Consider the following 21,881-nt stretch of genomic DNA (forward strand, 5'->3'; position numbering starts at 1 on the left):
TCAAACCTCCTCCTGGAAATGTTCCATCAATGTGGCCATATCTTTATCTCCACGGCCGGAAAGGTTGATCAAAATCGTTTCATTGTGACTCATTTGAGGTGCTTCTTTAAATGCCTGAGCAAGGGCGTGGGCACTCTCAATCGCAGGGATAATTCCCTCTGTTTGTGTCAGAAGCTTCAATGCTTCCAGCGCTTCTTTATCTGTTATCGCTTCATAACGTACTTGTTTGGTCTGGAATAAATGAGCATGCTCCGGACCAATTCCAGGGTAGTCGAGACCTGCAGAAATGGAATAAGGCTCGGTAATTTGTCCATTCTCATCTTGCATGAGATAGGTCATCGATCCGTGAATGACACCGGGGGTTCCTTTTGAAAGCGTCGCTGCATGTTCAGGTGTATCCGTTCCTTTCCCAGCAGCCTCTACCCCTATCAATTCACTTGTGTCTTCAAGGAATGGGTAAAACATTCCCATAGCGTTGCTTCCACCACCAACACAGGCAAAAATACGATCTGGAAGCTCTTTCTCTACCTCTAAAAACTGACGTTTAGATTCGTCTCCAATAATCCTCTGGAAATCCCGAACCATCCGAGGATAGGGGTGGGGGCCGACGACAGAGCCGATTAAATAGAAGTGGTCTTCACAGTTGGCAACCCAATAGCGAATGGCTTCATTAGTCGCATCCTTGAGGGTACCGTTCCCACTGGAAACCGAAACGACCTCCGCTCCGAGCAGCTTCATTCGGAAAACGTTCAGCTCCTGTCTACGGATATCTTCTTCTCCCATAAACACAATACACTGAAGTCCAAATTTAGCGGCGACCGTAGCTGATGCGACCCCATGCTGTCCTGCTCCTGTTTCTGCAATGATTTTCTCTTTCCCCATTCTTTTAGCCAGTAAAGCTTGACCAATGGCATTGTTAAGCTTGTGTGCGCCTGTATGGTTCAAGTCTTCACGTTTCAAGTATATTTTTGCTCCTCCAAGGTGGCCGGTCAACTTGTCTGCGTAAGACAAAGAAGTGGGGCGTCCTGCATACTCTTTTAACACATGATGGTACTCTTCTAAAAAGGCCGGATCCGCCATCGCTTGATCAAGTGCTTCTTCTAGCTCTTGCAACGGACCCATTAGGGTTTCCGGTACATATTTTCCGCCAAAATCACCGTAGCGTCCTTTTATATCAGGAAATACTTGCAACATTTTGCTCCACCTCTTTCATGATTGCTTGAATTTTACCTATGTCTTTGCCATCCCCAATTTCAATTCCACTGGAAAGGTCGATACCGTCCGGACGATAGTGCAACAGCTCTGTGACGTTCTCTGGTTTGATTCCTCCTGCAATCAAACATGCAACTCCCTGGTCATACGCTTCTTTCTGATAGGTGGGCACAGCATCCCAGTCAAAGCGTACTCCTGTCCCACCTGAAGCACCGTCGACTTTACTGTCCACAATGTATCCATCAGCAACACCACGGAAGACCTCCATTTGTTTAATCCCATTGGATTGATGATGAACCACTTTCCAAACCGGCAGCCCGAAGGCTTCTTTGATTCTCAACAACTGAGATACCGTCTCATTCCCATGCAGTTGAATGACATCTAATGGTACAAAATGAAGAATCTCTTCAATTTCCTCAATCGTAGGCTCGATGAAAACCCCGACGATTTTTTGTCTTGGTCGGATTTTTTTCACCCAGCGCCCGACATATTCAGGTCGGACATATCGTTTTGTTCTCCTGACAAAGATGAAACCCAGGTGAGATGCTTGGGAAGAAGAAGTTTTGGCTACGTCTGATAAGGATCTGTTCCCACATAATTTTACAATCGGTTCTTTCATCGAACATTCACTCCTTCCAACAACTGACGGACCGCTTCCTTGATGTCTTTCTTTCGCATGAGAGATTCTCCGACCAGCACACCTTCAGCCCCATATCCCGCTACTTTCTGTAAATCATCATGGGAGGTGATACCACTTTCTGAAACCAACAAACACTCCTTCGGTGCAAGCTTTGCCATACGCTCAGTTTGAGAAAGTTTCGTTTCAAACGTATGAAGGTTTCGATTGTTGATCCCGAGGATTTTCGGTGTAAACTCATTCAGTACTTTAGTTAATGTTTCTTCACTGTGGACTTCCACAAGCACTTCCAATCCAAGCTCGTAGGCTTGAAGATACAGTTCATGCAACTTATCGGCTTCCAATGCTTCCCCAATCAACAGAATTGCATCAGCTCCGATATACGCACTCTCAGCTACTTGCAGAGAATCAATAATAAAGTCTTTACGTAATACAGGAACATCCACTACTTTCTTTATGTTCGTCAAGTAATCCCGGTGGCCTTGGAAAAAATGTTGATCAGTAAGAACCGAAATAGCCTGCACACCTGCCGCAGCATAGTCATGGGCGATACGGACAGGATTGAAGTCCTCCCGTATAATCCCCTTTGATGGAGAAGCTTTTTTCACCTCTGCAATTAATCCTGCTGCAAATGGTGCGCTCTTCAGAGATTCATAGAGAGAATGATGAGCGAATGATTGCTCTTCTGGTAAATATAGTCTTTCGATTTCCTGTTGTTTTACGGCTAGGATGGTTTCAAGCATATTGACGATTCTCCTTTTCATTCACAATCATTTCATAGTACTTACTTGTAATGCCTTCACTGAGCGCTTTTTGAACAAGATGAACACCTTCTTGAAGATCTGCTGCTTTCCCTGCCACATAAAGCCCCGCCGCTGCGTTCAATGTCACAATGGAAGTTGCACTTTCATTTGAACGGCCATACAAGACATCTTTAATGATCTGAGCACTTTCTTCCGTTTCAGAAATACGAATGTCTTTCAAATTACCTAATGGAAGACCAAAATCTTCAGGTGAAACCGTGAAGCGAGTGATTTCCCCATTCTTCAGTTCAACGAGATCACTTTTCCCTGTGACTGTGATTTCATCCAAACCATCTCTGCCTGTTGCTAAGAGCACATGAGTTGAGCCCAGGTTTTTTAGTGTCTTCGCCATTTTCTCTGCATAATTCGTATCATAAATGCCAATCAGCTGTCTTTTAGCATTTGCAGGGTTGGACATGGGCCCGAGCAAGTTGAAAATGGTACGAAAACCCAACTCTTTCCGTGCGGGTCCTGCATGCTTCATTGCTTTATGGTAAAGAGGTGCGTACATGAACGTCATCCCTTTTTGAGAAAGCGCCTTTGCCCCCTGCTCTGGACTCGTATCAATTGGAACGCCCAACTTTTCCAAAACATCGGCACTTCCACTTTTGGAAGAAACTTTCCGATTCCCGTGCTTAGCAACTTTCACGCCCATGCTCGCAAGGACAATGGAAACAGCTGTGGAAATATTAAATGTCGAAGCGCCATCGCCGCCGGTTCCACATGTATCTACTATGGCAGGATCATTGGTACCCATCTTTGTCATGTTCTCACGCATGGCCCGGACGAAACCGGTCATTTCTTCAACTGTTTCCCCCCGGTAACGCATTACGCTTAGCATACTCATCAACTGTCCGGTCGTAGCTTCTCCATTCATGATGCGATCCATCGTCTCAAAGGCTTCCTGTTCTGTCATTACCTCACCTGCGACAACTTTACTCAATGTATCTCTCATCTCGTCTCCACTCCTTCTCCACTCTTCTCAAATACCTTCTCTGCTAGTTGAATCGTCTTCTTCAATGCACTCGCTTTGCTCAAGGTTTCCTGATACTCTGCTTCAGGGTCAGAATCAGCAACAATTCCAGCCCCTGCCTGTATATAGAGGTCTTTTCCTGTTCTTGTCATCGTTCGGATAGTGATGCAGGAATCAATGTTTCCATCAAAGCCTAAATAAAGAATGCCACCCCCGTAAAGGTTACGAGGCGTAGGTTCAAGCTCTCTCAAAATCTGCATAGCCCGTACTTTTGGTGCTCCTGATAATGTTCCAGCCGGAAAGGAGGAAATCAGGGCGTCGATTGGAGAAACACTCTCCTTCAATCGACCGGTCACTTTACTGATGATATGCATGACTTTCGAAAAGCGTCCGATTGTCATATATTCACTTACCTGTACCGTTCCATATTCAGCTACGCGGCCGATATCGTTCCGTGCTAAATCTACGAGCATCCGATGTTCCGCTAACTCTTTCTCGTCCTGAAGAAGTTCTTCGGCAAGTGCGTCATCTTCTTCTTTGGTTCGTCCCCTTTTTCTCGTTCCAGCTATGGGATGGATTTCAAGGTTTCGATCACGGACCTCAAGGAGTCGTTCAGGTGAACTTCCGATGACTTCCACCTCATCCATTTTCAAATAAAACATATACGGGGAAGGGTTCACTCTCCGTAACACCCGGTAAAGTTCAAATCCACTTCGGTCCGTTACTGTATGAAAACGTTGAGATAAAACCGCTTGAAAGATATCTCCCGCGCGGATATACTCTTTGATTTTTTCCACATCAGCTTTGAATTTTTCTGGTTGATAATTGCTGTCTAACTGGAAGGATTCGTCATCTGTTTCATTTCCAATAAGCATTAAATCAGGAAGTGTGTCTGCCTTCTGCAGCTTATTAATAATGGATTCAATACGCTTTTTCGTTTCAGAATAAACTTCTTCTAATGGTCGATCCATTTCCTTTCTGGCGAAGGATAAGATCGTCGTTTCTTTTGTCTTATGATCGTAAGCAATTAATGTTTTGCAAAAAAGCAGATGATAATTAGCCAGATTCAACTCATCCACCATGGCTCTCTCTACAGGTTCATAATCCGAAATTGCATCATAGCTTATATAACCGACTCCTCCCCCTTTAAAGGGAAGATCGATTGGTGGCTGTTTCACATCAAGCTTTGCCAGTACTTTCTCATAAGCAGACTTGAAGTCTTCAGAATGCGTGACATCGTTCTGGTCAAAGTCTTTGATTTGGAACTGCTGCTTCTCCTCTTTGATTTGCACCATTGGGTCAAGGCCAAGGAAGGAATAATTCGACCATGGCGATTCAGGATCCTGGCTCTCAAGCATATACACGGCTTCATGATTCAGTGCATGAAACATATGAATCGGTGTTAACGTATCCGTATAAAACGATTGTGTAATCGGGATGGTCTGATGCTCTTCAGCATCGCTTTGAAATGTGTTAAAAGTGGTCATAAAGGCTCACCTCTCCATTAAAATCATGGAGAATGAGACGTTGAGGGATGAAAACGAGTGGATAGAAAAGGGGTGAAAATCGGCCAGGCAATCCGTCGGCTCCTTACGTCCGAAGATTCCTCGCTCACTCAGCTCAGCTCATCCTATACCTCAACTCAACTCATTCTCTACTCAACTTGCTTATTTCGACTTTGTAACAAAGCCACTTTTTAAAAATATCTTTCCAATAGTCTATAAAATTCAGATAATAAAGTCAACCAGTCTGTTCCAATAATTCTTAAGCATAAACATCAATGGTCATTCCATATAAGCTCTCGTTTGTTGAAGACTCTCGAGATTTTTTCGTGTTTCGTTTGCCATAATGGGAGTCAGGGGTGGCTGGGAAGCTGCTCGTCTAGCTCCGTCGCCCAACCACCCCATTCGATGTATGTAAAAAACGAACCCCTTAACCGAGTTGGATTGTCTTCCGCTAACCGGATTGTTAAAAGCATAAAACGCTCTGTATCAAGCTTTCAGAATTAAAATACCTGGGTATGGGAGTATTATCCTTATAACCCCATCAAACTGAATAGATGGTTATTCGGGAAGTGGTTTCGAGACACTGTTGCAGCCCCCATCCACTCAACAAAAGTATTGAAAACAAGTCTTCCACAATCCTGCCAGGTTGTCCAATAATTTTTTTCTGCTCATTTTCAGGGACTTTTATTAACAATTATGATGGGAGAAAGGAAAATAGAAATTTTTTATCTTGCGTTTGAACGAATCAACAAAAGCTAACGTCTTATAGTCAGGGAACGAAATGAGGGATGTTTTATGGATTCTGATCTCATCAGGAGAGCACAGGATGGAGATGAACAAGCGCTTGCTGAACTATTGAAAAAATACTATAGCTTCATCGTTAAATATGTATGGAAAATGAGCGGGGATGAGCAGTTAGCTTATGATGTGACACAGGACACTTTAATCAAGACCATCCAGAAGATCAACCAGTTTAATCATCGCTCCAAGTTCTCTACATGGCTGATCCAGATTGCTACACACACATATTTGGATTACAAACGAAAGCAAAAAAGAAAATATGAACTGGATGAGAAGCTGAGAAAAGAATTCACTTCCTCCCCTGTTTCTCTTCCGAGTGACTGGCATGAAGTTCAGGAGGCTTTATGGAAACTCGAGGACGACCATCGGATCCCGCTCGTTCTAAGGCATTATTACGGATATGATTATAAAGATATTGCGAAAATGACCAAGGCAAAAGTAGGGACAGTGAAATCCAGGGTTCATTATGGACTTGAGTATTTGCGAAAGGAGCTGAAAACGGATGACAGATAAAAAGACATTGAAAAGTTTAGAAGAACGGCTGATGGAATCGGCTCGTCAAACGGATGAACAAATGGAAGTAACAGAACCCTCCCTCTCCTACTTTGAGAATCTCGTCAAAGAACAGACTGCCCGTTGGTACCAACGGCTATGGTTTGAATTGACATGTTTATGGGGAATGGCGTTCGTTTTCATTTCTTTCCTCATTTTCAGCTTATTCTATGTCCCTCTTTTGTTTGTGTTCGCACAAATCATTTCCATTATTGTTTTAATCCGATACTTTTATAAAGAACGCTATGAAATGGTGGAGATGCGGCAATGAAACATTACGGTCCTGAAGAAATGCCTTTATGGGGATGGATTCTCGTCGCCCTCATCCTGATGACACAAAGTTCAATTCTTTTTATTAAAGCTAGAAGAATTGGAAAAGCTCCCTGGTTGTGGGGAATCGTAGGGCTCATTCAATTCCCTGTCCCAAGCATCATCTTTTTCATCTTATGGAAGACGGTTTGGCAAAGGAAAGATACAAAAATAAAACCATAATATTTTAAAGGGATGAACTAAAAAACGTATAAGGAGGTGATCACATGTTATTCACTCAAAACGTCATTGAATTCATGAACGAAAATCTAGCGATCATTGCTCCCCTGATTATCATCCAGATGGTCTTGATGATTACAGCTCTTGTAAGCTTAATACGGGCGGAGTCTACCAAAGGACCGAAATGGATGTGGGCGCTCATTATATTTTTCATCAACACAATCGGTCCCATCGCTTACTTTATCTTTGGAAGGAGTCATGAGTCGTGATCCACTTAAAAAACCTGACAAAAAAATTTGATAAAGAATATGCTGTAAAAAACATCACATTCGATTTGTCACAAGGGAAATGTGTCGCTTTGCTTGGCCCAAATGGTGCAGGAAAGACGACAACCTTAAAAATGATTGCAGGGCTCATGCACCCCACCTCAGGTCAAGTGGAGCTTTCAAACGGAGTAAGAGGTGATATTCGCAATTACATCGGCTATTTACCCCAACATCCGCAGTTTCACAATTGGATGACAGGTAAGGAATTTCTTCAATTCGTCGCCCGTCTCTCCCATATCCCTAAGCAGGAATCTCAAAAACGAGCGGAACAGTTGCTGGACCGTGTTGGTATTGCTGATGCCAAAAATCGAAGAATATCCAATTACTCAGGTGGTATGAAACAAAGACTCGGAATTGCCCAAGCCATGATCCACAAGCCAAACGTTCTCCTGCTTGATGAACCGGTATCCGCTTTGGACCCAATCGGGCGGCGTGATGTATTAAATTTGATGGAAGAGTTAAAACAAGAAGCTACGCTGCTCTACTCCACACATATCCTGAATGATGCGGAGGAGGCAAGTGATGAAATACTTCTCATGCATAAAGGATCTATTGTAGAATCCGGCTCTCTCCAAGATGTCAAAGAACGACATCAGGTAGATAAGATCACGCTTCGTTTTGAAGGAAACACGGAATTATACAAAGAAAAAGTGGAGGCGTTCCCGTTCGTCACCCATACAGATATTCAAAAGCAAAAGATGCATGTATATGTACAAAATGTCGCTGAGGCTCGTGATGTTCTCTTAGACCTTGTAAACAAGGAACAATGGCCGCTTCTTTTCTTTGAAGTAGGACAGACGACACTTGAGGACCTATTCATGAAGGTGGTGAATGAGCATGCAATGGCTGATCATTTATAATAAGGAATGCCTGGAGTCCGCCAGAAATTACAGGTGGATTTGGGTTCCTCTTGTCTTCATTCTTTTCTGTATCATTGATCCTTTAACAACTTATTACCTCCCTCAAATCCTGGAATCTACTGGAGGACTTCCTGAAGGTGCGACCTTTGATATTCCGACTCCACCGCCAGCGAATGTATTCATGATGAGTATCTCACAAATAAATACGCTTGGAGTGCTCGTCATCACTTTGATTACAATGGGAACGATTGCTGGAGAACGGAAATCAGGGGTCGCGGAGTTGATTCTTGTAAAGCCGGTGTCCTATACCGCCTATGTGACTGCTAAATGGGCAGCCCATGTTACAATCATTCTTCTTTCTATTTTTATCGGCTTGCTTGCAAGCTGGTATTATGTGCAACTTCTCTTCGGTGATATCTCTTTCATTCACGTAATGAGCACCGCTGCCTTTTATGCCCTGTATATAATCTTTGTCATCAGCCTAAGCCTCTTCATGAACACATGGACGAAAATTCCCGGCCTTGTCTTGTTTTTAACGATTAGTATGATCATTGTCTTAAATTTGATTACCAGTGTTTTTTCTCACCTTTTGGAATGGAGTCCAACACAAATAACCGCCCACCTCCCTTTCTTACTAAGAAGCGGGGAAGTTGAGCAAGACCTCTGGATGGCTGGTTTGATCACAATATTGTTGATCATTTTCCTGCTTTTCGGAGCGATACAGACACTGAAGCGAAGAGAGATTGTATAACCAAAGTGTACTAGACCAGGTCATCCAACTACCAGATGACCTGGTCTAGTTTTTCATGGTGAACAGACAGTGTGATTTGTTCTTATTGGTAATTGGGTATAGACTATTATCATCAAACGCATACGAAGTTGTTAAAAGGAGAGATTTTTCATGAAGCCAACTGCATTGATTACAGGAGCCTCGAGTGGTATTGGATACGAGCTTGCCCGTCTATTCGCAAAGTCAGGATATAACTTGATTGTCGTTGCACGATCTGAAGACAAGCTTCATCAGTTGAAAGAGGAACTTGATGGTCACCCAATCACTATCATTCCCCAGGATTTATCAGAACCGGGCGCAGCTGAAGTTGTGTATAGCAAGGTAAAAGAACTTGGCTTAAATGTTACTGTTCTTGTGAATAATGCTGGTTTTGGTTTAAATGGGCTTTTCGAAGACCTTCCTCTGCTGGACCAACAGAAAATGCTGCAGGTGAACATCAATGCACTTACTGAACTGACCCACCTGTTCTTACCTGAAATCAAAGCGGCCCGCTTTCGCTCCATTCCTAAAGGGGTGTTGAATGTAGCGAGCACCGCTGCCTTCCAGCCTGGTCCAAAAATGGCCGTATATTATGCTTCTAAAGCCTACGTCCTTTCCCTTTCAGAAGCTCTTGTAGAGGAACTGAAAGATACGAGTGTGACGGTTACCACCTTATGCCCGGGCGCAACAGATACCAACTTCTTCAAAACGGCAAAAGCCGAACATACGAAACTTGTAAACAGTACGATGTCCCCTGAATCGGTAGCCAAATCCGGGTTTCTCGGCTTTGTGAAAGGCAAACGTGTGGTTGTTCCCGGTGTAATGAACCAAGGAATGGCCTTTGCATCCAAGTTCATCCCACGCTCATTTGCAGCAAAATTAGCTCATTATGTCGATAGCTAAGGAGAGGTCATACAAGTTTATTTGTATCCATTCTCTTTTTCTCCCCCTCCCCTTCCTATATAATAGAAATTACTGGTAAACACTTTTAAGGGGGCTGCACATGAAGAGATTAATCCTATGGTTTTCGTTCTGTCTATGTATCGGTGCCGTCACAGGAGCCTATGTGTATGTACAAACCGAGGGGTCATCCATCGCTCATGGTGTCACAGGAACAGTCAATGCGGAAGAACTGAGAGCCTATGAGAGAGATGGGAAAAATCCTTTTGGAGGAGAAATTTCAGGACCGGAATTGACAGACAGGGAATACCAGGAATACATTCATGGCATGGCACATCAGAAAGTGAAAGCAGATGAAAAATGGACGTTTTTCGAAATCCACCCCCTTCGCATTTCTTGGCTGCTCGAACACTTGGAAACGAATGATTTGACTCATAAACATGTCTATAAACAAATTTTAATGAGATGGGCCGATGAGGATTTTTCAAATGCTGTAGCTGACCATAATACGATTTGGGAAATGCAGCGTGGTACAATCGGGAAGGCTAAGCGCCTCCTTAGTCCTGAGGAAGAAGCCGAATATATAAAAGAAAACAACTGACCCGATGTCATAGGGTCAGTTGTTTTTTACATCTCTTCAGCTGATTTCCTGAATCCATAAAAGGATCGATATCCTTGATTTGCATAGTACCCCTCAGACTTTGTTGAAGCCAACATTTCCACACGTGTACTTGGATAGCATTCATGAGCGGTTTGAATCAATTTCTCCGCAATCCCCTGATTTCTAAAACTTTCTTTCACAAGCAAATCACACACGTACAATGTGATGGACCCATCTGTGAGCCCTCGGAGGAAGCCGGCGAGTTCACCATTTACAATGGCAACTAGAGCTGGTTCTGAATTCAACCAGGAGCATAACGTTTCCTCTCCACGTTCTACAAGGCCGCTCCATCCTTCTTTTTCATTTAATTGCTGGACAGCGTCAAAATCTTTTTCAAGAAACGTACGAATTTGAATAGATTCCATGTCATCCTACCTTTCGCTGTGATTAAGATTTTCCCCTTTGAGCCGTCACCCAGTCTGTTCATTCTATTTATCTACTCTTTATTACGTTTGATTCCCTTAAACGTTTCAAGTTATATAAGAAAATCCTACTATTTTTATATAACTTTAAAATTATTATACACCCGTTCTGATGTTTCCTACACTAGAAAAAGCGATCGACTGGGAACAGATCAGAATTCTTAAGAATCCGATAGAGGAAAGTATGATAAAATGTGAACGGAAGTTTTTCTTTTACTGTTCAAGGAGTGGAAAACATGTGGAAAAGAATACTACTGTTCGCGACATTGATTTTTCTCGCCGCCTGTTCTTCTCAAAATTTATCACTGGAGGATTTGAAAACGGCTTATCCTGAGACGTTCGCTCAGCCTGTAGAGGATCTATCAGATGAGAAAAAGGAAAAGCTCGGTCTTCCTGAAGAAGTGCCATTCGAAGTCACCCAGGTTGAGTCAAAGATGGAAGACAAGAAAGTCGAGATTCTTTACCAATCGGATGGTTCAGAGAAAGTCAGGGTGAGCACCTTGTATGAGCCAGGAAATATTCTCCAAGAATCAGAACTACAGGTCCCTTTGAACTCTGGCGCTGTAGCTGGTGTCCAGGAAAAGGAGGATCATATCTTTGTAGAATGGTATGATGGAGATCTCGATGTCATCTATCAGCTGGAATACTATGGTCCTGAAGAGGAACGGGCAGAAAAAGCAATGAATATTGCGAACGCTATATAAAATGCTCTGTCCCTATATGATGGGATTCCTAAAGAAGACCCGTCACATATGAATGTGACGGGTCTTCTGATTTCTTTATAGTTTTTCTAGTTTTTTAAAGTTCCGACTGATTGGCCTAGGAGCTTTAAGCCGGTCAAAAAAGACCATGTAATTATTCTTCTTCTCATCAACTTCTTCGATGGAACCTTCACCGAAAACAGGATGCTTGACCCGGGTCCCTTTTTCAAAGAAATCACCAGAAGACTCTCTCTCAAGACGATGGGAGGCCCGAATATATTCTTTCGCTTCTTCCATGAGTGATTCATCCAACTCTCCGATACGGTCATAAAAACGATCTTCGACTTCAAATATAAAACGGGAAGGGTATTTTTTTTGCCCTCCATTTTGAAAACCTTCAGATTCGGTCAAATAGAGTTCCTTTTCCGCTCTCGTCACGGCTACATAGGCAAGCCTGCGCTCCTCTTCCAATCCCCTCTCTTTCCGCTGCCTGATGGCCCGGACATTGGGGAGAACACTTTCCGACATACCAATAACGAATACATAAGGATACTCCAACCCTTTGGCTGTATGAATGGTCATGAGTTTAATGGAATCGATCTGGTCTGCCCTTTCGTTATCTGTATAGAGAGAAACCATTTGCAAGTATTCATCCAAATCAATATCTTCACCAAGGGTCTGCTCATACTGGACAATCGAATGAAGGAGCTCAGTCATATTATCCAGTCTTTCTTGATCCCCGTCCTCCCTCCGGTAAGCTTCGTACCCCGTCACTTGCATCGCTTCTTGAAGCAGTTCCGAAACTTTTCTTTTGCTTCTGATTTGCTTTAAATATTCGATGGCGTCAATAAAAGATTGAGCACCTGTTCTCCTCAGCCGATCATGGTCCGCATATTTTTTCAGGGTTTCATAGAGAGACCGCCCCTCCTCTTCTGCTTTTTCCCTGAGGAAACTCATCCGCTTCTTCCCAATTTGGCGCTTCGGTACATTAATGATTCGACTGAAAGACAAATCATCCTGAAAAGCAATCATCCTTAAGTGGGCCAGGGCATCCTTAATTTCCAGGCGGTCAAAAAATTTAAATCCACCGAAAATCGTATATTCGATATTTTCAGCTATAAGTTCCTGTTCTACGAAACGAGATAAATAATTCGCTCGATACAAAATGGCGATCTCACTCAAATTCGCTTTCTTTTTTTCCACGAGTTGTTTAATCCTATTCACGATCCATTTCGCTTCCTGTATCTCGTCTTTCCCATGATAATGAACCACTTTCACTCCTGAAGGATTGACAGGAAGCATGTCCTTATCCACCCTGAAATAGTTATTGCGGATCAAGGCATTTCCCAAAGAGAGAATTTCCGGTGTGGAACGGTAATTCTCCTTTAAAAAGATGGTCTGAGCATCAGGAAAGTACTTTTCAAAGTCAACCATGTATTTAGGGTCAGCTCCCCGCCATTCATAAATGGTTTGATCGGGATCACCGACGACAAATAGATTCCCCTGTTTCTCAGCAAGCATTTTCACAAGTTCGAATTGTTTTAAGCTGCTGTCCTGAAATTCATCGACTTGTATGTAGAAAAGTCGATCCTGCCACTTTTCCAGCACTTCTTGATTCTGCTCGAAAAGAGTAAAGACAAAATTAAGCAAATCATCAAAATCCAGCCCGTACACACGCTTTTGCTTCTTCAGATACTGTTGAATAATCTGACTGTCCAAATCGCCAGAGTTCTCTACGGAGGGCATGGCTCCACGTAGAATCATTTGTTGTACATAATGTGTGTTTCCTTTCAGAATTCCAATCTTATCGAGAATTCTTTTGAATGTCTTATCATTCAGTTTTAACCCCATATCTTCAAAGATTTCTCTTAGTAAAATTTTCTGATCTTCCACGTCCAGGATGACAAAATTCTTCGGGTAAAAGAGCCGGTGGATATCTTCCCTTAGGACACGGACACAAAATCCATGATACGTGGTTATAAAACCTGTGTCCTGCTCTCCCCCGATTAATTTTTTCACCCGTCGTCTCATTTCATGGGCCGCTTTATTTGTAAAAGTTACAGATAGCATATTAGCAGGGTCGATCCCGAGCTCATTAACGATAAAGGCATACCGATGAGTGAGGGCCCGTGTCTTTCCAGATCCAGCACCTGCAATGACGCGGACATATCCTTCTGTAGATACAACCGCTTCTTGTTGTGATGGGTTAAGTCCGTCCAGTAGTTCTTCCATATTGATCACCTTTCAAGAACATTTGTTTGTATTATAGCACATTAGACAGCATAGAGTCTGTGTTCTTATGTTGAAATGGAAGGACTTACTGAAACAATTTAAGAGTAGATAGATATAGAGGCAGCAATAAAAACGTCATGGTTTTATGCAGAAGTTATGAAGGAGTAAGAAAAGGAGTTGAGAAAGATCATCTTCTCTAAATTCAAATTCCTCAAGGATCAGCAACAAGTGGGAATGATGGCTGGGTGTATAAAGATCAGGTGCATGACCATCTTTAGAAAAACCAGGTTGCTCCCTTAATCTATTCGTGTCATAAATGCAGACAGACCACGTGCTTGATTTGAGAAGACTCTTTTAAAATTTCCTACTTCATCTCCTTCATGCTTATGATTGTTCCATGAAACCTTGTCGCCCTCATGGTAGGTGATACTATTTTCAATGCTATTCGAATCTCGGCTTTAACCCCGTCTCCAGAAAATACTTGGTTGCTTGCTGCACGTTCATAAATGTCCGTACTCCATCCAATTGGATATGATTCTCTGTAAACTGCATCACTACCTGGGGCCGCATGCCGGCAAGAACAACTTCAATGCCCAACATCTTAAGACTCATCATAAGATTTTTCAAAAGGATTGCCCATTCTTCATCAATCGAAGTAATACCCGAGAACTGAATCGCCAGTCGACTCACATTCTGTTCCTGACATAAAACAGGTACTCTTTCCAATAAGATATGGCGTTGTTCCTCTCTTAAAATTGGCTGTAATGGTAAAAGGGCATAACCTTTAGCTATCGTTACAATGTTAGCAGTCATTTCTCCAATCATATGAATTAACTCTTTCTCTCTTTTTGATTGTTCCGTCCTATTGAAGATACGGATGAGAATAAAATTCTCTCCTTCATGGGTAAAGCGTTTAGTGTAAATGTGCAGCACCATGTCCACACCCTGCCATTGAAACTCCAATCCTTCAAAATCTATGTCTTTTTTTTCTTCAATGGACTTGGATAAGACTCTTTTTTCTGGTGCTAAGTCCGGATACAAATGATTGAGATTTTCTCCAACAATGCGCTCTTCCTCTAATTGGAACATCCTTACATAGGCAGGGTTGACGTATGTGATGGTGTATTCTTCATCACTAATCAATACACCCTCATCCAAAAGGTCCATCGCATTACGTAATAGCATGAGTATCCCCCCAGTACAAATCTCTTACTTTTATTATGATGATATACAATAGAAATGCAAGGTAATTCGACATTGTTGTCAAAATATTTTGAATAAATAACAATACCCTTCCATATCTTCAACTTAATGGAAGGATTCTTTAAGAATCCGTTTTGAGATGTTTTTTTAGTGGATGGGGCTAAGGGCAACCGTTCGCTTTCCGGGGTCTGACACTTAAAATAATCAATAAACCCCTGGAAACATCTTGAAACTGAGTTCTCCACAACCGGGAGCTTTTGCGGCATAAAAAAAAGAAGTGCGTCAACGGGTCAAGAACTGAGCCGCTGACGCACTTCTTCTTAAGCTTTTTCCATTTTGTCGCATTTAGACAAAATCGCTACATGTTTTAAATTACCAATGGAATCGAATTCTATTTCAACATAATCTCCTGGTTTTACAAAGCTAAGCCTCTCTCTGAGTACAGAAAGTTCATTCTTAAATTCGGATTCTTCGACCAAAATCGCATATGCCCCTTCGTATCGATCCAGTTTATATTGGTTCACCGATTCAATCCCCTTCTGTTTTAGTATCAGGCACTTGCCATTATTATGTGCCTCATTCTTCCTATTTCCTTTTATGATATAAGTCCTCTTATTACAAAGCATTCCCTACATTATTCGTGACTAAACATGTCGAAAATAGAGATCTGGACAACATACAACTGTCGTGATAAAATGAAACTAACAAACGTTAGTTAGCTGAAAGGAGAGAGCTGAATGACAAAAGAAACGATTATTGAAGAGAGTCTTAAGCTCTTTGCCAATCATGGATACGAAAATACGACTCTTGCCAATATTGCCAAAGCAGTTGGAATAAAAAAACCTTCTCTTTATAACCATTTCGATAATAAGGAAGATATTTTTCTTCATGTTCTTTATGACGTTGGAGAAAGAGAGAAGAGTCATCTGATGAATCAAGCAGGATCCATTCACCGGGACTCCGTAGCTGATCATCTTCATGAGATCTATCGCGTTTACCTGGAACATATGGCTCATTCAACAGAAGGCATGTTTTTCAAACGTGTAACCTTTTTTCCACCCGAAGAATTCGCAGATGAAATTAAGAAAGTTTTCTTGATGGTGGAAGACTGTATGACAGAGATTATCCGTCCAGTATTTGAGCGTGGGATAGAGAAGGAAATCATCCGCCCTCTTTCTACAAATACGCTAACTTCTGCTTTTTATACGTTGATTGACGGTTTGTTTCTGGAAGAAAACTTTTATGACCGGGATGTTTTTGAAGAAAGACAGGAAGCAAGTTGGCAAATTTTCTGGCTTGGCATTAAAAACCCGGAACATTAGGGAGGTATGAAACGATGGCATGGATTTATTTATTTTTTGGTGCTTTTTTTGAGATCGGTTGGGCTGTTGGGTTGAAATTGTCAGAGGGATTCACGGACCCCCTCATTTCAACTGTAACCGTCATATGTATCATTATCAGCTTCACTTTTTTCACAAAAGCATTAAAAGTTATTGATATCGGCACAGGTTATGCGATATTTACAGGGATTGGCGCAGCAGGCACAGCTTTAATCGGGATGATCTTTCTTGGCGACGGAGGCGGAGCTGGGAAAGTCTTTTTTATTGCACTTTTAATTACAGGGATTATTGGCTTAAAAATGTCTGAGACAAACGCAGAACAAGTACAACAGGAGGGATAAGCATGGCGTGGGTATTTCTAATGATGGCAGGAGTAGGAGAGATGACAGCCATGTTCTTCTTGAAGCTGTCTGATGGGTTCCAAAAACGGAAACCGGCATTCATGGCTATATTTGCAGGTGCAGCAAGTTTCTATTTTCTATCTTTATCTTTGAAAGATCTTCCAATCGGAACAGCCTATGGAATATGGACGGGAATCGGGTCGGCAGGTACTGTATTGCTTGGAATCTTTTTCTTTAAAGAAAAAGCGAACCGAAAACGTCTGTTGTTCATTACTTGTATCGTTGCCGGAGTCATCGGTTTAAAAATGGTTTCTTAGACGAATGATAGGCTTGTAATCTTATTTCTGAACACTTACAATAGAATAAGCAACAATCTACAATATTCGACAAAGTCTGCTTTTTTCTGTCGTATTGTAGTGATGGAGGAAACATAATGAGAAGAATTTTGCTGGCCATTCTTATGATCATTGTCATCGGTTTTAGTTATGTAGGCTATACAAGTATGGATACGGATGCGAATCCTTCCATTCCTAAAGAAACAGAAAGTTATTGAATTCCATTGATTTAAACCCCTTCGCTTCCGCGAAGGGGTTTTTTTGTTTTATTATAAAAGATGGCGTTCAGTCAAAAAGGTTATTTCTTAGGAAGATCCACTTCTAAGTCCTCGCCCCACTTTTCTTCCAAATATTGATCACGACCTGAATTGCCACGGTAAAAATCGTATCTCACCTTATTTTTCTTGTAGTAATCCTGATGGTATTCCTCCGCTTTGTAAAACTCTTCCGCTTTTCGAATCGGAGTGACTATTTCATTCTTAAAGCGACTGGAGTTTTGGAGACTTTGTTTGGATCGCTCAGCCGTTTTCCGCTGTTCGGGGGTATGATAGAAAATGGCGGTCGTATATTGGTATCCTCGATCCACAAACTGACCTTCGTCATCGGTGGGATTGACTTGGCGCCAGAAGACATCGAGAATCTGCTCATAGGAAATGACGTCTGGATCATAATAGACTTGAACAGACTCAATATGGCCCGTTCCTCCGGAAGATACTTCATCATAAGAAGGATTTTCTGTTTTCCCTCCCGTATAACCGGATATGACACTATGGACGCCCTTCAATTCCTCAAAGGGAGGCTCCATACACCAAAAGCATCCCCCCGCCAGAGTAGCCACCTCATATCCTTCAGGTATTTCATTGGCTGTCACAGCTTCACTATCATAATTCCGCTTCGTTAAATAAGCATAAGCTTCCGGGATGGCAAGAACAGCTACTAATGAAAGTACGGCTATAATCATGATCCATTTCGTCCGCTTCTTCACATGCTTCACCCCTCTTGGCTGTTTACTTCAGAATAACACGTGGATCAATGCCAATTGAAATTTCAGCACTCTCCCAATGTGTACATTTAGTCTTCGTCATCCAAAGTTAATCCATCGACATGTTTCCGATCCATCACTTTTTTTATCTTCCTATATTCTTTCGATTTGAAAATAATATCAAAATCATAATCCTCAGGATATAGTTCATCAGCTGAGATATGGAGTTTCAAGCGCTTGTGATTGTATTCTTTCTTTTCCCCTTTAACTTGGACCACATAATTCCCTAAAGCATTCGGGCCTTTATAAACAATGCCCATTTCTTCTTCTGCAGGAATCCAAACATTATCCCCCATTTGAAAACCTGGCTCCTCTTTCTTTTGAGCTTTTCGTTTTTGCCTGTACCTATTGATCGCCACTTGCTTGGCATAGGATGGATTCTTCAAGAGTTCATCTTCTTTCGTGAAACCCCCTTCCTTCTTATATGTGATGGTATAAGCATGATTGAGAATTTCCGGATGCAGCCCTAATTTATAAGCGATATCAAACGCCTGACTTTTCCCGGTTGTCCCTATTTGCAACTGGTACGTAGGCTTGAGGGTTTCCAAGTCGAAAGCCATCGCACCATTAATGAACCCTTCTTTCTCCAGGGCATAGGTTTTCATTTCACTATAGTGAGTGGTCGCTAAAATCGTCGAACCTTTCTGAGCAAGTTGATCCAGAATCGCAGTGGCTAATCCCATCCCTTCACCTGGGTCTGTACCAGAACCGATTTCATCCAGTAGTAGCAAAGAATGATCATTGGCTTGCTGCAAAACATGAATCAAGTTGGTCAGCCTTGAACTGAAGGTGCTTAGATTCTCTTCAATGCTTTGACCGTCACCAATATCTACAAATACATGCTGAAAAAGAGGTAACTTACTCCCGGGTTGTGCGGAAATCGGCAGTCCACATTGCGCCATTAAACAAAACAATCCGACCGTTTTTAACGTGACCGTCTTCCCTCCTGTATTTGGACCAGTAATAAGCAGAGCTTGATCATCTTCACCCATATGGAGATTCAGCGGAACGGCTTTTTCCCCTAATAGTGGATGACGACCTTCTTTGATCTCCATTTCCCCTTGTGAAAAGACCGGGGCATTCCCATCAATCAATTTACTGTATTTCGCTTTTGCAAAAAGAACATCATACTGGTGCATCGTTTCCATAGCGATATTCAATTCATATTCCTTTTCCAGAACAGAGGCAGTCAACGCATAGAGAATCCGTTCCATCTCCTGCTCTTCCTGCATTTTCAAAAGTCCGTATTCCTCTTGAAGGGACGTCACTTCTTTAGGTTCTATGAATAACGTCGCACCAGAAGAAGATTGGTCAAGGATGACACCTTTCACTTTGGACCGGTTCTCTCGTTTGACAGGAAGGGTCAATCGGCCTCCTTTATCCACCGGCCTATTCTCTTGAAGGAAAGAGCTATATTTTTTAGCTGAACTTTCCATCCTCGTTTTCATATCGCTGAGAGTTTTATCCATTTTTCTTCGCAGCTTCCCTAACTCTTTCGATGCAGACTCATCGATTTGTCCATGGCGTATTTTCCCGTAAATCTCCTCTTCCAATTGGGTTAGATCCGCAATGGAATCAACATAAAGAGAGATGGTCGGGGCCAGGATGTGCTTATCTTTCATAAAACGTTTCAATTTTGTACAATGCTCCAGAAAAGAGACGAGGGAACCAAATTGCTGTGGACGGATATAGAGACCTTTGTTCCCTTGATCAATCATGACCTGAATGTCACCCAGGGTATGAATGGGTACATGACTGTGACTATCAATAATGGCTCTTGCCTCTTTAACTTCCTCGTGCATCCTCTCCAATCTCTTTTGATCATTGGATGGTTGCAGTTGTAGTATCGTTTCTTTGCCACGATCGGTATGAGCGAAACCACTGACTCTTGTCAATATATTGTTCAAACCTAAACTTTCAAATGTTTGTTGATTCAATGTTCTTCCTCCTCATTTTCACAGGTGATCATGAAAATAAAAAAGTCCGCAACAAGCTGAAGATAGCTCGCTGCGGACTCCGTAGGACACATATAGAATGTAGGCTCCACGAATGTACGAAAAAAGCTATGACTGAATAAGCCAGTCATAGCTTCTAGGATCGTTTTATCCGGCTATGCTTATGCTTGTTCTTAACTGTTCCTGAAAAAGGGTATAACAAACCAAGCATGCTTCCGCACACTTTTTTTCAGGACATATCCAGTTCATGGATTAGTTAAGAACAACCACACTCATAAATCATTTCTCCTTCACGGGTTAAAAGTTACATTCGTGAAACCATCACCTGTGTTCCCTTATAATATATGACAGGTACTCCATACTGTCAACTACTGAAAATGTTCTCCAGAAGAGAGCTATCCAAAGAATCAGTCCGTGCAGCCAACGATCGTTTAATGATTCTCAAGGCATTTTCATTATCTTCTTTATACTCAGAAGCTGTGCCGTCTTCCGGCACCCATAGATTGTACTCCCTCATATAAGCGTCGTTCGCTGTAAAAATAACGCAGATATCACCTGCTACTCCGGTCAAAATAAGGTTTTCCACCTCTAAATGGTCCAAGAGGATACTTAACTGTGTACCAAAAAAGCCAGAATGCTTCGGTTTAATAATAAAATAATCATCCTCATCAGGCTCCATTTGTTCAACTACAGGTTCTCCAGTCCCCTTTTTGCATTCTTCCAACAACTCAGATGCGTTGTCCTGCCAAAGCCCAAAGTTGTCATTCACATAAATGACCGGGACCCCTTGCTGTTTGACCTCTTTTTTGAAATCTTTTAAACGTTTGGCAACAGGAAGACTGTTTTCAAGCAGGTTTTCTCCACCATCGAAGTCCATTTTATTAATCATATCAATGATGATGAGTGCGGTATTCTGCTTCATAAAACATACTCACGCTCCTTCGAACCGGTCGGGCCCAGCCGGAATCTGACGCTTATGTTCGGTTTTCATGTGACGCTCCTTCAAATCCTTTTCGTGGTCAGGATCAATTTTCTCCCCTCTTAGAAAAGCATCGATTGTATCATAAGACATTCCGAGTTCTTCTTCATCTGTCTGTCCTTCCCACAGCTCAGCACTCGGTTTTTTATGAATGATGGAATCCGGCACATTCAGTGCTTTAGCCATTTCCTTCACTTCTTCTTTTCTGAGGTTGATCAGAGGAACAGATCCACGCCACCATCTCCGTATTTCGTAAAATAGCCGGTATAATCTTCTGCTGCATTATCTGTACCCACAACAAGGTAATTGTAGTTGTTCCCTACAGCATAAAGCGTACTCATGCGGAGTCTTGCCTGGAGATTCGCTCCTCCAAGCTGTGATTTATCATCATTCCAGTCGCCTTTTTCATTCAACTGTGTTTTTACGGTGTCGTAAGTCGTTTGATATGCATCCGTCAATTCAATGCCCACATAATCAAGGTCCGCCCCTTCCACGACAGCCAGAGCATCGCTTTGGTCTTCCACGCCTTGATTAATCGGCAGAATTACCCCTAAAGAATTTTCAGGGAAGGCACGTTTGATCAAATATGATACTACAGCAGAATCAATCCCTCCGCTGATTCCGACTAAAAGCCCGTCAGCTCCTGCTTCTTCTGTCTTCGTGCGCAGCCAATTAGTCAAATACTCAATTCTCTCTTCCATGATTAGAAACTCCCTTCATTTTACAATCTAGAGATTGCTTTCCTTTAAAAGGGAGAACATAAACCTAAAGCTCACGTATAGAATAATTCTTCTACAAAGGAGTTATTAAAGCATATGGCAGGTTTCTTGAAGACTCGATTTT

General features: G+C 42.2%; 24 protein-coding genes and 1 pseudogene. 12 read left to right on the forward strand and 13 right to left on the reverse strand.

All coding sequences use genetic code 11. The features are described from left to right. Genes trpB through trpE form a run of 5 tightly spaced genes read right to left on the reverse strand, consistent with a single transcriptional unit; the run spans window position 1 to window position 5,112 of the window. The gene (gene trpB / locus ACQ4XT_RS00720) at window positions 1–1,191 is read right to left on the reverse strand and encodes a tryptophan synthase subunit beta (protein ID WP_446855533.1); all 1,191 of its coding nucleotides are present in this window, start codon (window positions 1,189–1,191) and stop codon (window positions 1–3) included. Next, window positions 1,175–1,831, reverse strand: a complete 657-nt coding sequence (locus ACQ4XT_RS00725; RefSeq protein ID WP_446852062.1) for a phosphoribosylanthranilate isomerase — start codon at window positions 1,829–1,831, stop codon at window positions 1,175–1,177. Before ACQ4XT_RS00725 ends, trpB begins: the two co-directional genes overlap by 17 nt. After that, window positions 1,828–2,592, reverse strand: a complete 765-nt coding sequence (gene trpC, locus ACQ4XT_RS00730) for an indole-3-glycerol phosphate synthase TrpC (RefSeq protein WP_446852063.1) — start codon at window positions 2,590–2,592, stop codon at window positions 1,828–1,830. The genes ACQ4XT_RS00725 and trpC overlap by 4 nt, the downstream gene beginning before the upstream one ends. Continuing rightward, window positions 2,585–3,607 carry an anthranilate phosphoribosyltransferase gene (gene trpD, locus ACQ4XT_RS00735; protein WP_446852064.1) on the reverse strand — a complete coding sequence of 341 codons (1,023 nt, stop codon included), beginning with the start codon at window positions 3,605–3,607 and terminating at the stop codon, window positions 2,585–2,587. The genes trpC and trpD overlap by 8 nt, the downstream gene beginning before the upstream one ends. Then, on the reverse strand, window positions 3,604–5,112 hold the full coding sequence (gene trpE, locus ACQ4XT_RS00740) for an anthranilate synthase component I (protein WP_446852065.1): 1,509 nt from the start codon (window positions 5,110–5,112) through the stop codon (window positions 3,604–3,606). The genes trpD and trpE overlap by 4 nt, the downstream gene beginning before the upstream one ends. Before the next feature lie 813 nt (window positions 5,113–5,925). Here trpE and sigY point away from each other — a divergent pair. The 8 genes from sigY (at window position 5,926) to ACQ4XT_RS00780 (ending at window position 10,428) form a co-directional block, all read left to right on the forward strand. Then, a complete protein-coding gene (sigY, locus tag ACQ4XT_RS00745; protein ID WP_446852066.1) occupies window positions 5,926–6,444 on the forward strand; it encodes an RNA polymerase sigma factor SigY in 519 nt (172 codons plus the stop codon). After that, window positions 6,434–6,754 carry a YxlC family protein gene (locus tag ACQ4XT_RS00750; RefSeq protein WP_446852067.1) on the forward strand — a complete coding sequence of 107 codons (321 nt, stop codon included), beginning with the start codon at window positions 6,434–6,436 and terminating at the stop codon, window positions 6,752–6,754. Before sigY ends, ACQ4XT_RS00750 begins: the two co-directional genes overlap by 11 nt. Continuing rightward, window positions 6,751–6,975 carry a sigma-Y antisigma factor component gene (locus tag ACQ4XT_RS00755; RefSeq protein ID WP_446852068.1) on the forward strand — a complete coding sequence of 75 codons (225 nt, stop codon included), beginning with the start codon at window positions 6,751–6,753 and terminating at the stop codon, window positions 6,973–6,975. The genes ACQ4XT_RS00750 and ACQ4XT_RS00755 overlap by 4 nt, the downstream gene beginning before the upstream one ends. Before the next feature lie 44 nt (window positions 6,976–7,019). Then, entirely contained in the window at window positions 7,020–7,241 is a 222-nt protein-coding gene (locus tag ACQ4XT_RS00760) for a PLD nuclease N-terminal domain-containing protein (protein WP_446852069.1), read from the forward strand. Next, on the forward strand, window positions 7,238–8,158 hold the full coding sequence (locus ACQ4XT_RS00765) for an ABC transporter ATP-binding protein (RefSeq protein WP_446852070.1): 921 nt from the start codon (window positions 7,238–7,240) through the stop codon (window positions 8,156–8,158). Before ACQ4XT_RS00760 ends, ACQ4XT_RS00765 begins: the two co-directional genes overlap by 4 nt. Then, window positions 8,136–8,909, forward strand: coding sequence for an ABC transporter permease (locus tag ACQ4XT_RS00770; RefSeq protein WP_446852071.1), 774 nt, complete (start codon window positions 8,136–8,138; stop codon window positions 8,907–8,909). The genes ACQ4XT_RS00765 and ACQ4XT_RS00770 overlap by 23 nt, the downstream gene beginning before the upstream one ends. Window positions 8,910–9,059: 150 nt before the next feature. Then, on the forward strand, window positions 9,060–9,830 hold the full coding sequence (locus tag ACQ4XT_RS00775) for an SDR family NAD(P)-dependent oxidoreductase (RefSeq protein ID WP_446852072.1): 771 nt from the start codon (window positions 9,060–9,062) through the stop codon (window positions 9,828–9,830). 100 nt (window positions 9,831–9,930) lie between these two features. After that, window positions 9,931–10,428 (forward strand): DUF6241 domain-containing protein, encoded by a 498-nt coding sequence (locus ACQ4XT_RS00780; RefSeq protein WP_446852073.1) that lies wholly within the window; start codon window positions 9,931–9,933, stop codon window positions 10,426–10,428. A gap of 26 nt (window positions 10,429–10,454) precedes the next feature. Here the strand turns inward: ACQ4XT_RS00780 and ACQ4XT_RS00785 are convergent, their stop codons facing one another. Continuing rightward, window positions 10,455–10,853, reverse strand: coding sequence for a GNAT family N-acetyltransferase (locus tag ACQ4XT_RS00785; protein ID WP_446852074.1), 399 nt, complete (start codon window positions 10,851–10,853; stop codon window positions 10,455–10,457). Window positions 10,854–11,146: 293 nt separating this feature from the next. Here ACQ4XT_RS00785 and ACQ4XT_RS00790 point away from each other — a divergent pair, with 293 nt between their 5' ends. After that, window positions 11,147–11,614, forward strand: a complete 468-nt coding sequence (locus ACQ4XT_RS00790; protein WP_446852075.1) for a hypothetical protein — start codon at window positions 11,147–11,149, stop codon at window positions 11,612–11,614. Window positions 11,615–11,689: 75 nt separating this feature from the next. Here the strand turns inward: ACQ4XT_RS00790 and ACQ4XT_RS00795 are convergent, their stop codons facing one another. The 3 genes from ACQ4XT_RS00795 to ACQ4XT_RS00805 form a co-directional block, all read right to left on the reverse strand. Next, the gene (locus ACQ4XT_RS00795) at window positions 11,690–13,843 is read right to left on the reverse strand and encodes an ATP-dependent helicase (protein ID WP_446852076.1); all 2,154 of its coding nucleotides are present in this window, start codon (window positions 13,841–13,843) and stop codon (window positions 11,690–11,692) included. Between the two features lie 441 nt (window positions 13,844–14,284). Further along, window positions 14,285–15,028 (reverse strand): PAS domain-containing protein, encoded by a 744-nt coding sequence (locus ACQ4XT_RS00800; protein WP_446852077.1) that lies wholly within the window; start codon window positions 15,026–15,028, stop codon window positions 14,285–14,287. A 338-nt stretch (window positions 15,029–15,366) separates the two neighbouring features. After that, window positions 15,367–15,570: a hypothetical protein gene (locus ACQ4XT_RS00805; protein WP_089653914.1), complete on the reverse strand. Its 204-nt coding sequence runs from the start codon at window positions 15,568–15,570 to the stop codon at window positions 15,367–15,369. Window positions 15,571–15,783: 213 nt separating this feature from the next. On the opposite strand from ACQ4XT_RS00805, the gene ACQ4XT_RS00810 reads away from it, so the two are divergent. The 3 genes from ACQ4XT_RS00810 to ACQ4XT_RS00820 are packed head-to-tail and all read left to right on the forward strand — an operon-like array spanning window position 15,784 to window position 17,044. Further along, complete coding sequence (locus ACQ4XT_RS00810) at window positions 15,784–16,368, forward strand: TetR/AcrR family transcriptional regulator (RefSeq protein WP_446852078.1); 585 nt, start codon at window positions 15,784–15,786, stop codon at window positions 16,366–16,368. Window positions 16,369–16,382: 14 nt separating this feature from the next. Next, complete coding sequence (locus ACQ4XT_RS00815) at window positions 16,383–16,727, forward strand: DMT family transporter (protein ID WP_446852079.1); 345 nt, start codon at window positions 16,383–16,385, stop codon at window positions 16,725–16,727. A gap of 2 nt (window positions 16,728–16,729) precedes the next feature. Next, on the forward strand, window positions 16,730–17,044 hold the full coding sequence (locus ACQ4XT_RS00820) for a DMT family transporter (RefSeq protein ID WP_446852080.1): 315 nt from the start codon (window positions 16,730–16,732) through the stop codon (window positions 17,042–17,044). Between the two features lie 316 nt (window positions 17,045–17,360). Here the strand turns inward: ACQ4XT_RS00820 and msrA are convergent, their stop codons facing one another. From msrA to nadE, 4 genes and pseudogenes are all read right to left on the reverse strand, one after another. Next, window positions 17,361–18,047, reverse strand: a complete 687-nt coding sequence (gene msrA, locus ACQ4XT_RS00825) for a peptide-methionine (S)-S-oxide reductase MsrA (RefSeq protein ID WP_446852081.1) — start codon at window positions 18,045–18,047, stop codon at window positions 17,361–17,363. An 86-nt stretch (window positions 18,048–18,133) separates the two neighbouring features. Beyond that, window positions 18,134–20,041: an endonuclease MutS2 gene (locus ACQ4XT_RS00830; protein WP_446852082.1), complete on the reverse strand. Its 1,908-nt coding sequence runs from the start codon at window positions 20,039–20,041 to the stop codon at window positions 18,134–18,136. A 382-nt stretch (window positions 20,042–20,423) separates the two neighbouring features. Then, the gene (locus tag ACQ4XT_RS00835) at window positions 20,424–20,981 is read right to left on the reverse strand and encodes a cysteine hydrolase family protein (protein ID WP_446852083.1); all 558 of its coding nucleotides are present in this window, start codon (window positions 20,979–20,981) and stop codon (window positions 20,424–20,426) included. A 9-nt stretch (window positions 20,982–20,990) separates the two neighbouring features. Continuing rightward, window positions 20,991–21,739: pseudogene (gene nadE / locus ACQ4XT_RS00840) on the reverse strand (NAD(+) synthase). Window positions 21,740–21,881 lie beyond the last annotated feature (142 nt).

It is taken from the genome of Halobacillus sp. 12SKB, assembly GCF_052941655.1.

Bases quoted from the DNA above. Each gene is read 5' to 3' on its own strand.
- ACQ4XT_RS00800 (WP_446852077.1), bottom strand. From the start codon at position 15,028: ATGCTATTACGTAATGCGATGGACCTTTTGGATGAGGGTGTATTGATT.
- trpE (WP_446852065.1), bottom strand. From the start codon at position 5,112: ATGACCACTTTTAACACATTTCAAAGCGATGCTGAAGAGCATCAGACC.
- ACQ4XT_RS00775 (WP_446852072.1), top strand. From the start codon at position 9,060: ATGAAGCCAACTGCATTGATTACAGGAGCCTCGAGTGGTATTGGATAC.
- ACQ4XT_RS00795 (WP_446852076.1), bottom strand. From the start codon at position 13,843: ATGGAAGAACTACTGGACGGACTTAACCCATCACAACAAGAAGCGGTT.
- trpD (WP_446852064.1), bottom strand. From the start codon at position 3,607: ATGAGAGATACATTGAGTAAAGTTGTCGCAGGTGAGGTAATGACAGAA.
- ACQ4XT_RS00835 (WP_446852083.1), bottom strand. From the start codon at position 20,981: ATGAAGCAGAATACCGCACTCATCATCATTGATATGATTAATAAAATG.
- ACQ4XT_RS00810 (WP_446852078.1), top strand. From the start codon at position 15,784: ATGACAAAAGAAACGATTATTGAAGAGAGTCTTAAGCTCTTTGCCAAT.
- ACQ4XT_RS00820 (WP_446852080.1), top strand. From the start codon at position 16,730: ATGGCGTGGGTATTTCTAATGATGGCAGGAGTAGGAGAGATGACAGCC.
- ACQ4XT_RS00770 (WP_446852071.1), top strand. From the start codon at position 8,136: ATGCAATGGCTGATCATTTATAATAAGGAATGCCTGGAGTCCGCCAGA.
- sigY (WP_446852066.1), top strand. From the start codon at position 5,926: ATGGATTCTGATCTCATCAGGAGAGCACAGGATGGAGATGAACAAGCG.
- ACQ4XT_RS00790 (WP_446852075.1), top strand. From the start codon at position 11,147: ATGTGGAAAAGAATACTACTGTTCGCGACATTGATTTTTCTCGCCGCC.
- ACQ4XT_RS00725 (WP_446852062.1), bottom strand. From the start codon at position 1,831: ATGAAAGAACCGATTGTAAAATTATGTGGGAACAGATCCTTATCAGAC.
- trpC (WP_446852063.1), bottom strand. From the start codon at position 2,592: ATGCTTGAAACCATCCTAGCCGTAAAACAACAGGAAATCGAAAGACTA.
- ACQ4XT_RS00755 (WP_446852068.1), top strand. From the start codon at position 6,751: ATGAAACATTACGGTCCTGAAGAAATGCCTTTATGGGGATGGATTCTC.
- ACQ4XT_RS00760 (WP_446852069.1), top strand. From the start codon at position 7,020: ATGTTATTCACTCAAAACGTCATTGAATTCATGAACGAAAATCTAGCG.
- ACQ4XT_RS00785 (WP_446852074.1), bottom strand. From the start codon at position 10,853: ATGGAATCTATTCAAATTCGTACGTTTCTTGAAAAAGATTTTGACGCT.
- ACQ4XT_RS00815 (WP_446852079.1), top strand. From the start codon at position 16,383: ATGGCATGGATTTATTTATTTTTTGGTGCTTTTTTTGAGATCGGTTGG.
- ACQ4XT_RS00750 (WP_446852067.1), top strand. From the start codon at position 6,434: ATGACAGATAAAAAGACATTGAAAAGTTTAGAAGAACGGCTGATGGAA.
- ACQ4XT_RS00780 (WP_446852073.1), top strand. From the start codon at position 9,931: ATGAAGAGATTAATCCTATGGTTTTCGTTCTGTCTATGTATCGGTGCC.